We start from the raw sequence: 13,887 nt of genomic DNA, 5'->3' as shown, positions 1-13,887 counted from the left end.
ACGAAAACGAAGAGTGCAGAACCAGTCTGAAGAAACGAAGTTCAAAGCTTTCTGTCAGAAAGCTACTTCGGAAGCATATGCTACGCCCTTTATCCCCGGATTTTCTCTTAGGAGAATTGATTCAAAAAATCTGGGGATAACAGCGATCAGAAGACGGTACTGCACTTGAAGTTATCTCGTGTAACGTAGAGGATGAATCCCATGAATAAAAAAGTGCTCGTGGTAGATGACGAATCAAGTATCGTCAGTGCCATCGCTTACGCGCTGCGGCGCGAAGGATATGAAGTAGAGACTGCGAGTGACGGCGAAGAGGCCTTGGTGAAGGTCGCATCTTTTCAGCCGCAGGTCATGATTCTGGACGTGATGATGCCAAAGCTTGATGGATACGGCGTATGCCGCAGGCTGGAGGACCGGGATGATATCGGCATTATTTTGCTAACAGTCAAAAATGATATCGTGGACAAAATCGTTGGTCTGGAGATGGGCGCGGATGATTACATGACCAAACCATTCGAGATCCGTGAACTGCTCGCAAGGGTAAAAGCACTCATGCGCCGTGTCGAGAAAAGCAGTCCACCACCTGACGATTCGAAGAATCAGGCCATCGTGAATGGCACACTGCGTATTCATGTTGCTCACCGCACGGTGACCGTGAATGAGGAGAAGCTGGATCTGACACCAAAAGAGTTCGACCTGCTGACCATTCTCATGTCCAATCCTGAGCGTGTGTACACACGAGACGATCTGCTGGATCGGGTATGGGGCATGGAATATGCAGGTGGGACACGGACCGTGGACATTCACATCCAGCGTTTGCGCAAGAAAATCGGAGATACAGATCAGCAAAAATTACAGACCGTGTACGGGATTGGTTACAAAGCATCTGCGCCTGAAACAGGCGGGGCCATATGAGAGTCAGCATCAAGCTGAAGTTCAGTGTTTTTCTGGCAGCCTTGCTTATCCTGACCGTGGTTGTGCTTAGTTCACTGGTTCTGCGCGGTATTGAACGCAATCAGCAGTCACAGATTGAAGGTATCTTATCACAGCAGACACGGCTGGTGAATCTGAATGTGCGACAGTCCTACTACACCGAGTCCGTTCATCTCGATCAGGACGTTTTTTTACAGCGAAATGGCCGCAGGCTGGCACAGGAACTGGCCAACTCTACCGGATTGCCGATAGCGCTCTATGATATGAAAGGCCAACAAGTCGGTTCATCGATCAGTTCCGGGGAGAGTGCGATTGTTCAGGATACGCTCAACTATGCACTGCAAAATAAAATTGCCTATCATGAACAAGGGGACACCCTGCTCTACGCCGCACCACTGGACGGTCCAGATGGGCAGATGGGTGCTGTATGGATGCAATATCCGGTCCAAAGCTACCATGAATTCTATACTCGCATCCTTCAACTGTTCACATGGGCAGGAATTACCGTTGTTGCGCTGAGCTTCATATTAGGTTATCTCTTCTACAATCGGTTTGCGGTTGCGATTACTCGGCTGAAAAAGTCCGCAGATTCCATTCGCGAAGGGAATTACATTACGGAGTCTCCTTTAAAGCGCAAGGATGAGTTGGGGGAGCTGGGGCAGGGCATCTATTATATGAGTACATCCATTCAGCAAAATATCACAGCCATGCATGTGGAGCAGCAGAAGCTGCAACTGGCGATTGAGAAACTTCAGGAGCTGGAACAGCAGCAGAAACAATACATCGGTAACATTAGCCATGAGTTCAAGACACCGCTGACGTCGATCAAAGCTTATGTGGAACTGCTCGACATGTATAAGGATGATCCGCAATTGCTTGATGATGCCACAAGTAACATTGGCAAAGAAACCGAGCGGTTGTACGAGATGGTCGAGAAAGTCTTACATTTATCTGCCCTGGAAAAGTACGACTTCGAGAACCAGGCCGAAGATGTAGAGGTCAGTGCTCTGCTGAAGGATGCCTGTGGCCGGATGCGTGGGAAAGCGGAGAAGTTTGCGCTGAACATGGAACTGGATCTTCAACCGGCGGTGATCCGCAGCGATCGGGAGAGTCTTATGCATATTTTCATCAACATGCTGGATAATGCCATTAAATATAACGTTCCGGATGGTGTGATCCGGGTGAAGAATGAACTGCGGATGCAGGAGCATCAAGCGGTCATTCGCATCTATAACTCGGGTACGCCGATTCCGGTAGAGGCACGGGAGAAGATTTTTGAACCCTTTTACACCGTGAACAAAGACAGAGCCAGAAAAACCGGCGGAACCGGACTGGGACTATCTCTCGTGAAGCAGTTTGTGGAAAAACAGGGCGGTACAATCACCCTGCTGGCGGGCGATCCAGAAGATGGGGAAGGTGTGACGTTCCAGCTCATGTTCCCTTTGGCTGATGCAAGTTTACAAGTTCGAAACAAGTCTGAATAACTTTGGAAGTATGCGATGTGTATGCTTGGTCTATAGCAAGAGAAACCAGGAGGGACCATCATGAATTGGAAACAAGCAGCTATGGGCACGTTCGGAGCCATTGCCCTGGTAACGACAGCGGCATGTGGGGGTACAACGGAGCCGGGGGGCAACGCACAAGGTGGGAAAACGGGCACCAACATTACAGTAAAAGATAATACCAACACGTCCGTGTACCAGAGCTTCAAGCTGGAGAAAATTGATAAATTGCCGAATATGCGCGGGATTGCATGGCTAAGTGACGACTTGATTGTATCCGACAAAGAGAACAAGTCCTTGAAACCCGTCACGGTTGAAGGTCAGGAAAGATACCCGCATAACTTATATATGTATGATCTGACGAAAGGCACAGACACGCCGCTCAAGGAAAGTGAAGCCAGTCTGGGCGCACCGCTAGTGTCACCGGATGGTCAGTACCTGTTTTACCGGGAGCCGGAGGAAAATACGGGCAAAGGCTATATCCTGAATCTGCATAATGGGGAGGCAACTCCTGCGGGTAAAGAGGATGGATTCATCCAAGAGGGCGCGTGGCTGGATAATGAACATGTCGTTTTCCCCAATATGAAGGGTGATCTGATCTCGGCAAATGTGGACGGTACAATAAAAGTACTGGTGGAGACAGGCAATTTCAATGTACGGAGTATCAAGGTGTCAGGCAATATGCTCTATTATATTACGGGCGAGGACGGCCAGTTGAATGCATACGATGCGAAGAGGGGAGACGTGAAACAGGTGCTGAAAAGTGTGGAGTGGGTCATCCCTTCTAATGATGGAACAAGGCTTGCGATTGTGAAAAGAACGGCGGATACCAAACGGGCGTTAGTGCTCACCGATCTGGAAGGCAATGAGAAGGCCACACTCGCCAGAGGCACGCAAATCTTCGGCACCAGTTGGTCGGGTGATGATTCCAAGATTGCATACACCATCAATTCTGAGAATGATAATGAGAAAGGGCTGTTTGTCTCCAACACGGAGTCGGCAGAACAGTTCCAGATCTCGGCGGATATGGACAACGCTTCTGACCCACTCGCCTGGAGCCCGGAAGGCAATAAAATCCTGTTATCGCAGGCGGTATTGGAGAATGAATCGTATCACTTTGTAACCTCAGTCATTACGATCTCGGAATAGGATGATTGTTGTGGACAGATATGTTCCATATCTTTCATGCCTTTCTATACATTTATATTGACTAAGCTATTCCGCTTCCGATAAACTAGAATGCAGGAATAAAAGTCGAATGTCAGGCAGCAGTTCGAGACGATGTTTCGGGCGGCTGTTTCTTTTCTTTTTAACAGTAAGGGTGCAACGTAGTCGTCTTGCCGGATGATCCGGCTAATAACAACATGGAATAGGAACAGGTGATATACATGTGTAACAGCGCGTACCGCGTGCTTTTATATTATAAGTTCGTGAAGATTGAAGACCCCGAGACGTTTACACAAGAGCATCTGCAATACTGTAAGGACCTGGGTGTGAAAGGCCGAATTCTGATCGCATCTGAAGGCATCAACGGTACCGTATCCGGTACGCCCGAACAGACGGAACAGTACATGAAAGATATGCTGGCTAATCCGCTATTCAGCGATATGGTGTTCAAGATTGATGATGTGGAAGAGCATGCGTTCAAAAAGATCTTTGTTCGTCACAAAGCAGAGCTGGTTACGTTCCGCGTGGACGATGACCTTGATCCAAATGTGACTAGCGGCAAACGCCTTTCGCCAAAAGAGTTCCATGAACATCTGCAACGTGATGACGTCATCGTTATCGATGGTCGCAATGATTATGAATACGAAATTGGTCACTTCCGCGGGGCCATCCGTCCAGATGTGGAGTCGTTCCGTGAGTTTCCGGAGTGGATTCGGGAGAACCTGGGTGACATGAAGGACAAAACGATTATTACCTATTGCACGGGCGGCATTCGCTGCGAGAAGCTGACCGGGTTCATGATCAATGAAGGATTCCAGGATGTGGCTCAATTGGACGGCGGTATTGTCACGTATGGTAAAGACCCAGAAGTACAAGGCCATCTGTTCGATGGTAAGTGTTACGTGTTTGACGAGCGTATCTCTGTACCGATTAACCGGACAGAAGAAGATATCGTCATTGCCAGCTGTTATCACTGTGGAACGACACATGACCGATATATTAATTGTCCAACCTGCAACCTGCAGCACGTAAGCTGTGAGGATTGCGAAGAGACGCATAACCGCTTTTGCTCGGATGCCTGCCGGGAGGCAGCACCGGTACACGCATAAGCAGGAGAGCAGGTGCTGATCGTGAAGCGCGAAGAGGAACGAACGACGCGTGAACGGATTTTGTTCATGCTGAAGCAGCAAGGTACATTGACCGCGAGGGAAATGACAGCTGATCTGGGCCTGACCGGCATGGCCATTCGCCGTCATCTGACGGCACTGGAGCAGGACGGATGGATTGAGGTTCGGGAGGCCCGGGCTACGGCCGGACGTCCGTCCTCGGTGTACCAATTGACGGTGCGCGGGGACAGCTTTTTTCCAAAATCATATTCGTCCCTTACGCTGGAACTTCTTGAAGAATTGTCTGACTCAGCCGGTAGCGGTGTGGTAGATGCGTTGTTCGAGAGTCGCCGGGACAAGCTGCTTCGCAGCGGATTGCCACAGATGGAGGGCCAGGATCTGGCCGGACGGGTGGAGGAACTCGCGCGAATCCAGAATGCCAATGGATATATGGCGGATGCGTCCAGAGAAGACGATGGAACTTACGTCATTACGGAAATGAACTGCCCGATCGTACAAGTCGCGAGTGTCTACAAGCAGGCTTGCCGCTGTGAACTGGAACTGTTTCGCTCGCTGCTTCAAGCTGAGGTGGAGCGTACCGAATGTTACGCCGATGGCGGCAAAAGGTGCAAGTATGAGATTCGCGAAGCGTCGGGAAATTAGTTGGTTTATACAAAGAGATTGTTTCGATTCGTCGAAATAGTCTCTTTTTTTGATAGTTAATTACGTATAAACGCTATTTCCATATGGCGATGCGTGTTATAATAGAGTTAACATCCAGTGCATGTTCGCATCCTTATATTTGCTGATACTTCAGCAGATATATCCTGTTCATTTTGCGCGTAGGAGTGAATAATGATGACAGAGTTACTTGATCCCAAGAACGATTATGTGTTTAAACGAATCTTTGGAAGTGAAGAGAATAAGGATGTTCTTCTGGCTTTTCTGAATCACACCTTCAAAAATGCAGGTGAATCCTTACTGACCGAGATTGTATTGATCAATCCTTATCTGGACAAGGATACCCCGAGAGATAAACAGTCCATTCTGGACATACGGGCCAAAACAGATCAAGGTGAGCTAATTAATGTTGAAATGCAGTTGTTTAATCAGTATGATTTAGAGAAGAGGACTTTGTTCTACTGGGGTAAACAATATTCTGGACAATTACTTGAAGGACAGAGATATAGTCAACTCAAAAAATGCGTTGCGATCAACATTGTTAATTTCAAAATGCTCGCTAATGATCAGTACCACAACGTATTTCATTTAAGAGAAGACCATACCGATATTCCGTTGACGGATGTTATAGAGATTCATTTTATGGAAATACCAAAGCTAAATGATGAAAATATTCAAATGAAGGATGGATTGGTGCGTTGGCTGTTATTTCTGAAAGGAATGACTAAATCAAGCTGGGAGGCGTTAATGATGCACGAACCCGAACCGGCTTTGAAAAAAGCCATGAGTGTATTAGAGTTTCTGAGCCAGGATGAGCAAGCACGTCAACGATATATTGACCGTCAGAAATTTCTATGGGACGAAGCTTCCATGATTGAGGGCGCACGAGAAGAGGGTCTCAAGAAAGGCATGGAGGAAGGAATTCAAAAAGGAATCGAAGAAGGGATCAAAGAGGGAATCAAAGAAGGAATCAAAGAAGGTGAAGCTGAGAGCAAGCGGAAAATCGCAATGAATATGCTCACTTTAGGTCTTGATCAGGCTACTATTATTAAAGCTACCGGGCTAACACCATCTGAATTAGAAGAACTGCAAAAAGAAAAGGAATAAAGCACTCTGGAGCTATCCATTGATCGATATAAGGTGACCATACCCAAAGTACATTGGGAGGGATGCCTCTTTTTTTTGAAAATTTTAAATATGAAAAATCTCATGATGAAGCACGATACTTATCTCAAGCGGAGAAAGCTGCCGTGATTGCCCAATTGGATCAATTACCGATGAAGCAGCAACTATGTCACGGTGATCCCAACCCGGGTAACATACTCCTTCGAGATCATGATGCAATCATTATTGACTGGAACAATGCCTCTACCGGGAATCCGGAAGCAGACTTGGCCGAATACATTATTATGATTCGATATGCGATACTGCCCCCGCATCTGCCGATGAAGCGACGGTTGTCCTGAATGCGACGAGAGAGTACAGCATTGGTGTCTTTATGGAGGAGTATGAGAAGTTGTCCGGTATTGGCTATGCAGATATCGAACCCTGGATTGCTCCTGTTGCGGCACGCAAATTGATCGCGGATGCCATATCGGAAGCGGAGAAAACAATGCTTGTGGACGAGATTAGAAGAAGACTTCATACTCCATTTTCATGAGTAGGACCTTATTTTGCTGTACCCATGGCGACCATCTACAGAACAATGTGGGTGGTTTTTAAGTTTTATGTAATGTTTTCTATCACAACCATACGATGAAAGTAAATTGGAAGCGGTTCAACCATTGACGGATATCGGGACGCCCCTTAATATTAGGGGAACAATAAAACACCAACACGGGTCATGGACTTCAGTCGCATGAGAAAAGTCTATATTTGTCTGCTTTTGTCGATCAAAGCAACAATGCGTTGAAGCGTTCGTTTTGTCCCGCCCTATCGTGTCAATGGAATTCGATAAGGGTAACCACATTTTATAAGATGGAGAGGGGTTCTCACACATGAAAAAGAAATTTTGGATGTCACTGATGATGGTTGCTTCAATGATCGTTGCAGCAGGTTGCGGAAATAACAGCGGTACAGGTACGGAATCCGAAGGATCGGGGAGTACAACAGGTGGAGGCAGCGAGGAAAAATCATACCAGATTGCCATCTCCCAGATTGTTGAACATCCATCTCTGGATGCTACACGTGAAGGATTCATCGCAGCCCTGAAGGAAGCGGGCATTGAAGAGAACAAGAACCTCAAAATCGATTACAATAATGCGCAAGGTGATTCGACGAACAACCTTTCCATTGCACAGAAAATCTCGGGTGATTCCAAAAATGATCTCGTACTCGGCATCGCAACACCATCTGCGCTGGCTCTGGCTCAACAAGGGAAGGACAAGCCATTGTTGTTCGCAGCCGTAACGGACCCACTGGGTGCCAAACTGGTGACCGATATGGACAAGCCGGGCGGCAATGTTACAGGTGCATCGGATACGAATCCGGAGGCTATCGTACAATTGGCTGACTTTATCGCCAAAAATCTGCCGGATGTGAAAACGGTAGGCTTGGTCATTAACGAAGGTGAACCAAATGCGGTGGTTATGGCAGATAACGCAGAAAAAGCGCTCGCAACACATAATATCAAGCTGGTGAAAGCGCCAGTTACGAATACATCTGAAGTAAAACAGGCAACGGATTCTCTGGTTGGCAAAGTAGACGCTTTCTACATCACGCTTGATAATTCTGTCGTGAGTGCGGTGGATACGATCATCCAAACGGCAAACAGTAATAAAATCCCGTTCTTCTCCAGTGATCGGGATACCGTTGAAAAAGGAGCTTTCGCAACCGTTGGCTTCAAATATTATGACCATGGATATCAGGTGGGTGAGATGGCTGCCGACATTCTGAAAAATGGTACAAAACCTGGTGATATGAAAGTCACCGTTCCGGACAAACTGGATCTGATCCTGAACCTGAAAGCAGCTGAAGCCCAAGGCATCACGGTTACGGATGAGATGAAAGCGGAAGTAAAAGACCAGGAAAACAACATTATTCAATAGAATCAATTTAATGAGTTATGAGATTGATTCAAAAATCTGACCGGAATGTAATCCGGCAGTATGGATGCGAGGCGGACATGCAACGGGTTCGCCTCATTCTTTTCGATAGACAGGGAGGAAGTAGCGTGAGTATAAGCTGGAATTCAATTGAAGGGGCGATCGAGCTGGGGCTTTTATATGCACTGATGGCACTGGGTGTATATATTACGTTCCGCATACTCGATTTTCCTGACCTTACCGTAGACGGAAGTTTTACAACAGGAGGCGCAATCGCGGCGGTTATGATCTCCAATGACTTCTCTCCTTGGCTCGCCTGTTTGGCGGCAATGGCTGGCGGCATGGTGGCCGGGGCTTGTACAGGTCTGCTTCATACCAAAGGCAAAATCAACGGATTGTTATCCGGGATTCTGATGATGATCGCGCTCTACTCCATTAATATGCGTATTCTTGGCGCACCGAATAAATCCATTATGGGTATGGATAATCCATTCTCAGGTGAGCATGTCATGGTGCTAATTATTATCGTGGTGCTGGTATTTAAAATCATGCTCGATCTGTTCATGAAAACAGATGTTGGACTGGCACTCCGCGCGACAGGTGATAACAAACGCATGATTCGCAGCTTTGGTGCAAATACGGATGTGACTACCATTGTAGGTGTCAGCTTATCCAATGGATTGGTTGCCCTGTCTGGTGCATTCATTGCACAGCAATCAGGTTTTGCAGACATCACGATGGGCATCGGTATGATCGTTATCGGGCTGGCTTCCGTGATTATCGGTGAAGCCATCCTTGGTGCAAGAACGGTATTCTGGGCTACACTTGCAGCGATCGTTGGTTCAATTATATACCGGATTGTGGTTGCGCTTGCTCTTCAAGTCGAATGGTTCGACACGTCGGATCTGAAGTTGATCACCGCGGTGATCGTCATTATCGCCCTTGTATTCCCAACGATGCAGCGCTCCATGAAGCAGCGTAGTCTGGCTCGCAAACGAACGGAAGAGTTGATGCGATCCGGGGGTCATCAGACGAAGGGAGGTATGTGATCATGCTGGAGATTACACAAGTAACCAAGCTGTTCAACCCAGGCACAACGGATGAGAAGACCGCGCTGGTCGGTGTGAATCTGACGATGAATCCGGGAGACTTTGTGACGGTGATTGGCAGTAACGGAGCGGGTAAATCCACGCTGATGAACATCATTTCGGGTGTGATGAAGCCGGATATGGGCGATGTACTGATTAATGACCGTTCCATTAAAAACCTGCCGGAGCATAAACGCAGTAGCTGGATTGGCCGGGTGTTTCAGGACCCGATGGCAGGAACAGCACCACATATGTCCATTGAAGAAAACATGGCGATGGCATACAAACGTGGCAAAGGACGCGGACTGGGCTTCGGAGTTACCCGTGCCAGACGGGAGATTTTCAACACGCAACTGGAGAAGCTGGGAATTGGACTGGAAAAGCGGCCGAACGCAAAAGTGGGTCTGTTGTCTGGCGGGGAGCGGCAGGCACTTAGCCTGTTAATGGCTACGTTTACCCAGCCGCAGATTTTACTATTGGATGAGCATACGGCAGCCCTTGACCCTTCACGTGCCGAACTGATCACGGAACTAACGGAGACACTTGTGCGTGAGATGAGACTTACTACATTGATGGTGACGCACAATATGGAGCAGGCCATTCGTCTGGGTAACCGTCTGATCATGATGGACAAAGGACGAATTATTCTGGATGTCAGCGAAGAGCGCAAGCGTACGTTGACTGTCCCTGAGTTGCTTGGTGAATTCGAACGGATTAGCGGCAAAAAAATGGCAGATGATCGTGTCGTGCTGGGTTAAGAAAAGGGAACGATTGTTCGTTTTTGCGGGAATCGGACAACATTTTTAATCATCCATCTACAATATAAAGAACAGCCGCTTTCGGTACTCATCCGAAGGCGGCTGTTTGCACGTGGCCTTTGTTATACATCGTTGAACGAATCACACTTCCCACCAAGCAAAATAAGCAGTGGAGGCCATCAGTCCACCAACCGAGAGTGATCCGCTGACAGACAGGTTAATGGCCTGACCTGGAGGAATCACATAACGACCGAACTCATTGGATAGAAACGGCCCTGCTTGAAGGGGCATTGCCATCAATGGGGTCGCACCTGAAGGCGCAGCAGCAGAGAATCGAACCGTGGCTACACTGGTATTGCTGCTGGAAAGGTTGCTATTCACCGGTGTAAGTGTACTTGGGGAAGTGAGCGTTCCATTCGCAGTCAGATTCATGGAACCGCTGAAGGAAGACAACAGGTTAAGTGCCACTGTAATTCCGCCGGAGAGCCGTGATACGTATAGCGTTTTTCCACTCCCCGCTGGATTGGCTAATTGTACGGTGGCGATTACCGTTCCTCCCAGCAATCCCAGTGTTGTGGAGTTGGTGGAACCTGCATTGTACAGATTGCCTGTGTTGCCGGCATCGTTCTCCGGTGGGGCAACAATGCCGGGAGAGGTATATGTGTTGGTATTTGACGTATAGACGGGCTGGCTTAACGGGTTGAATACATTATTGTTTGGCACTGTATACACCACCTTCTTCTACTATTATCAAACTCAGAATTCCCACCAGAACAGGTTAATGGCTCCCGTCTGACTCCCTGTGCCTACACTAATGGATAAAGTTTGTCCCGGTGGAACAATAATCGAACCGTTCAAATCCAGTGAATACATACCTGCGGTAAGCGGAATACTTGCGATGCTCGTGAAGGTTCCCCCAAGAGTACCCGTGTTTTGTCTCGTTGTGACGACACTGGCGTTGGTGTTTCCAAGTAGCGTATTGACGGGCACTGGTGTGCTCCCGGCAGTCACCGTTCCTCCCGAATAGATCACAAGTGTGGCTGCTGCTGTTGTGCCTCCCGTGAGGCTGGATATGCGTAATGTTCTGCCACTACCGGCTCCATTCAGGATCTGTAGAAGAAGGTTTTGGCTGGCAGGAATTGCGGTATTGTTGGTCGTTAAGGCAAAAAAACTGCCTGCAGCAGCTGCACCACTGTCTGGTGACGCTTCAATGCCTGGGGCCGAGAAGGTATTGGTCAGTTGAGTAAACAGGGGACCATTCGATTGGTTGAATATATTGTAGTTGGTGATCTCATCCACCTCCCATAGACCAGTTCATTTGAGCAACATTCCGATTGATTCGCATTTCATTGTACTTGCAGTGTATGTGAAAACAAGCAAAATGGATTGGGGACTGCGCCACAAATCCGGAAATAACGGCAGATGCCGTGCCCGTATTTCCGATCCGGGCATACGATGCGTAAGCACATTTTTTAAGGGGAAATCGAGATGAGTCGAACAGCGAAGCGAAGCAAGAAGAGAACGAAGCAACCAACTAAATATGTTAGCCGTCGTCGCTCCCGTCATTCCTGCCGCGCTAAATTGCTGAAACCCCCTTGTTCCCGGATCACTCGTCCCCGGTTCAAGCAGGGTGCTTCCTCACGTACGAAACTCCCTGGTGCTATTCATTGTTTTACAGAGCATACGTATGTCGGAGCCGAGACCAGTAGCAGCATACACTCACTCCCGGCACAAGACACCTCATCACTCAGTATGTATACCTATGGCGTTGTGAATCGGGGAAAACATCCGGCTCTTGTACAGATCCAGATCAGCCCAAATGCCGTGGATTATGCTGTGGACAGCCAGGAGGTGGTCGCGGGAGGACAGACCAAAGCGCTGGTACCTTTGCGATTTTTGCATTATACCCGGCTTGCAATTCGATCCGTTGAACCGGATCAACCGACCCGGCTCGATGTTTACTTTCAGGCACAGCGTATGCCGTAAGGGAGTATGATCACACAGATTTGACCAGGGAGGAGGACGAGGCACATGCCTAACTTTACAACGTTTAATACGAATCCGGATAATCTGAGGACGTTGATTTTCGGTCAGGATAGTACAGGCACAGTCCAGCCGGTCAGAACCGATACGAGCGGGAACGTGGTTGGCATTATTTTGGACGGAACGATCAGTAACATCTCAGGTCTGACGACCGTTACGATTAACGCCGGAACCATTACCAACATTCTGAACGGAACGATCACGAGTGTACTTGGAGCGACGATCACGGCAGGTACGATCAACAGTGTGCTCGGAGCCACAGTTACCGCAGGTACGTTGACGAACTTGCTGAATGGTACGATCACAAGTGTATTGGGAGCAACGATCACGGCGGGAACCATCACGAGTGTGCTTGGTGCAACCGTGACCGCAGGTACATTGACGAACCTGCTGAATGGTACGATAACCAGTGTGCTCGGAGCCACAGTGACAGCGGGGACGCTGACAAACTTGCTGAATGGTACGATTACGAGTGTACTTGGAGCGACGATTACAGCCGGTACAATTACCAGTGTGCTCGGAGCTACGGTGACAGCGGGAACGCTGACAAACTTACTGAATGGTACGATTACGAGTGTATTGGGAGCAACGATTACAGCGGGAACGATTACCAGTGTGCTCGGAGCTACAGTGACAGCGGGGACGCTGACGAACTTACTGAATGGTACGATCACAAGTGTATTGGGAGCAACAATCACGGCCGGAACGATCACCAGCGTGCTTGGAGCGACCATTACAGCGGGTACCATCACAGGTATACTCGGAGCAACGATTACCGCAGGTACGATCACCAGTGTACTTGGAGCGACCATCACCGCAGGAACGCTGACGAACTTATTAAACGGAACGATTACCAGCGTGCTCGGCGCAACGGTAACAGCGGGTACGTTGACGAATTTGCTGAACGGTACGATTACGAGTGTACTTGGGGCAACGATCACTGCCGGAACCCTGACGAACCTGTTGAACGGAACGATTACCAGTGTGCTCGGAGCAACGGTAACAGCGGGTACGTTGACGAATTTGCTGAATGGTACGATCACGAGTGTGCTTGGAGCAACGATCACAGCCGGAACCCTGACGAACCTGTTAAACGGAACGATCACCAGTGTGCTCGGCGCTACAATTACGGCGGGAACGCTCAGCAGCGTGACGTCCATATCCCAGAAGAGTTTTCAGGAGTCACAGCTCATTAGCACCCCGACGGCTAACACCTTTACACCGCTTCCAGCTGTGACAACCAGTGTATTTGGTACGTATTCTTTCTTTGTATATAACAGGGGACCTGGTGTAAACCGGGTAGATGCGCGCGTTGAGATCAGTGCGAACGGATCGAACTGGTACACGGATGTAACGACGGTGACGGGCATTTTGTCCGGCTCAGTGGATGTATTGGTTCCGCAGCGTTTTCTCAAATATACACGTCTATCTTACCGCTCCAGCCTAGTTGGTGCACCAAGTACGATTGATGTGTTCTTCAATGGACAAGGCACATAACCCATTCACTTGTCATATAGGTACATGGAGTTCCTTTGGTGGACTTCATGTACTTTTTTTGTATTGGAGGT

At 48.4% G+C, this 13,887-nt stretch carries 15 protein-coding genes; 13 read left to right on the top strand and 2 right to left on the bottom strand.

Features of this window, described 5'->3' with window-relative positions; translation table 11 throughout:
• The first annotated feature begins 201 nt into the window (after window positions 1-201).
• From J2Z28_RS24705 to J2Z28_RS24655, 11 genes are all read left to right on the top strand, one after another.
• Window positions 202-912 (top strand): response regulator transcription factor, encoded by a 711-nt coding sequence (locus J2Z28_RS24705; RefSeq protein WP_211084672.1) that lies wholly within the window; start codon window positions 202-204, stop codon window positions 910-912.
• On the top strand, window positions 909-2,414 hold the full coding sequence (locus J2Z28_RS24700) for a sensor histidine kinase (RefSeq protein WP_211084671.1): 1,506 nt from the start codon (window positions 909-911) through the stop codon (window positions 2,412-2,414). The genes J2Z28_RS24705 and J2Z28_RS24700 overlap by 4 nt, the downstream gene beginning before the upstream one ends.
• Before the next feature lie 60 nt (window positions 2,415-2,474).
• Window positions 2,475-3,581, top strand: coding sequence for a hypothetical protein (locus tag J2Z28_RS24695; RefSeq protein WP_211084670.1), 1,107 nt, complete (start codon window positions 2,475-2,477; stop codon window positions 3,579-3,581).
• 239 nt (window positions 3,582-3,820) lie between these two features.
• On the top strand, window positions 3,821-4,708 hold the full coding sequence (trhO, locus tag J2Z28_RS24690; RefSeq protein ID WP_211084669.1) for an oxygen-dependent tRNA uridine(34) hydroxylase TrhO: 888 nt from the start codon (window positions 3,821-3,823) through the stop codon (window positions 4,706-4,708).
• Window positions 4,709-4,729: 21 nt separating this feature from the next.
• Entirely contained in the window at window positions 4,730-5,368 is a 639-nt protein-coding gene (locus tag J2Z28_RS24685) for a helix-turn-helix transcriptional regulator (RefSeq protein ID WP_036606722.1), read from the top strand.
• Window positions 5,369-5,563: 195 nt separating this feature from the next.
• Window positions 5,564-6,493 carry an Rpn family recombination-promoting nuclease/putative transposase gene (locus J2Z28_RS24680; RefSeq protein WP_211084709.1) on the top strand — a complete coding sequence of 310 codons (930 nt, stop codon included), beginning with the start codon at window positions 5,564-5,566 and terminating at the stop codon, window positions 6,491-6,493.
• 62 nt (window positions 6,494-6,555) lie between these two features.
• Complete coding sequence (locus J2Z28_RS31565; protein WP_280530857.1) at window positions 6,556-6,852, top strand: phosphotransferase family protein; 297 nt, start codon at window positions 6,556-6,558, stop codon at window positions 6,850-6,852.
• A gap of 50 nt (window positions 6,853-6,902) precedes the next feature.
• The gene (locus J2Z28_RS24670; RefSeq protein WP_211084667.1) at window positions 6,903-7,046 is read left to right on the top strand and encodes a hypothetical protein; all 144 of its coding nucleotides are present in this window, start codon (window positions 6,903-6,905) and stop codon (window positions 7,044-7,046) included.
• Window positions 7,047-7,383: 337 nt separating this feature from the next.
• The gene (locus J2Z28_RS24665; protein WP_211084666.1) at window positions 7,384-8,433 is read left to right on the top strand and encodes an ABC transporter substrate-binding protein; all 1,050 of its coding nucleotides are present in this window, start codon (window positions 7,384-7,386) and stop codon (window positions 8,431-8,433) included.
• A gap of 185 nt (window positions 8,434-8,618) precedes the next feature.
• Window positions 8,619-9,479, top strand: coding sequence for an ABC transporter permease (locus tag J2Z28_RS24660; RefSeq protein ID WP_244988520.1), 861 nt, complete (start codon window positions 8,619-8,621; stop codon window positions 9,477-9,479).
• Window positions 9,480-9,481: 2 nt separating this feature from the next.
• A complete protein-coding gene (locus J2Z28_RS24655; protein ID WP_036606660.1) occupies window positions 9,482-10,276 on the top strand; it encodes an ABC transporter ATP-binding protein in 795 nt (264 codons plus the stop codon).
• Window positions 10,277-10,417: 141 nt separating this feature from the next.
• Here the strand turns inward: J2Z28_RS24655 and J2Z28_RS24650 are convergent, their stop codons facing one another.
• Both J2Z28_RS24650 and J2Z28_RS24645 read right to left on the bottom strand, forming a co-directional pair.
• The gene (locus tag J2Z28_RS24650) at window positions 10,418-10,999 is read right to left on the bottom strand and encodes a hypothetical protein (RefSeq protein ID WP_211084664.1); all 582 of its coding nucleotides are present in this window, start codon (window positions 10,997-10,999) and stop codon (window positions 10,418-10,420) included.
• 33 nt (window positions 11,000-11,032) lie between these two features.
• A complete protein-coding gene (locus J2Z28_RS24645; protein WP_342357549.1) occupies window positions 11,033-11,575 on the bottom strand; it encodes a hypothetical protein in 543 nt (180 codons plus the stop codon).
• A 189-nt stretch (window positions 11,576-11,764) separates the two neighbouring features.
• On the opposite strand from J2Z28_RS24645, the gene J2Z28_RS24640 reads away from it, so the two are divergent.
• Both J2Z28_RS24640 and J2Z28_RS31380 read left to right on the top strand, forming a co-directional pair.
• Complete coding sequence (locus tag J2Z28_RS24640; RefSeq protein ID WP_169479932.1) at window positions 11,765-12,262, top strand: DUF6385 domain-containing protein; 498 nt, start codon at window positions 11,765-11,767, stop codon at window positions 12,260-12,262.
• Between the two features lie 45 nt (window positions 12,263-12,307).
• Window positions 12,308-13,816: a DUF6385 domain-containing protein gene (locus J2Z28_RS31380; RefSeq protein WP_244988513.1), complete on the top strand. Its 1,509-nt coding sequence runs from the start codon at window positions 12,308-12,310 to the stop codon at window positions 13,814-13,816.
• Window positions 13,817-13,887 lie beyond the last annotated feature (71 nt).

The organism is Paenibacillus xylanexedens (genome assembly GCF_017874615.1).
Lineage (GTDB): Bacteria > Bacillota > Bacilli > Paenibacillales > Paenibacillaceae > Paenibacillus > Paenibacillus xylanexedens.
Note: the sequence above shows the minus strand (reverse complement) of the source record. Positions and strands in the feature narration are given on the sequence as shown.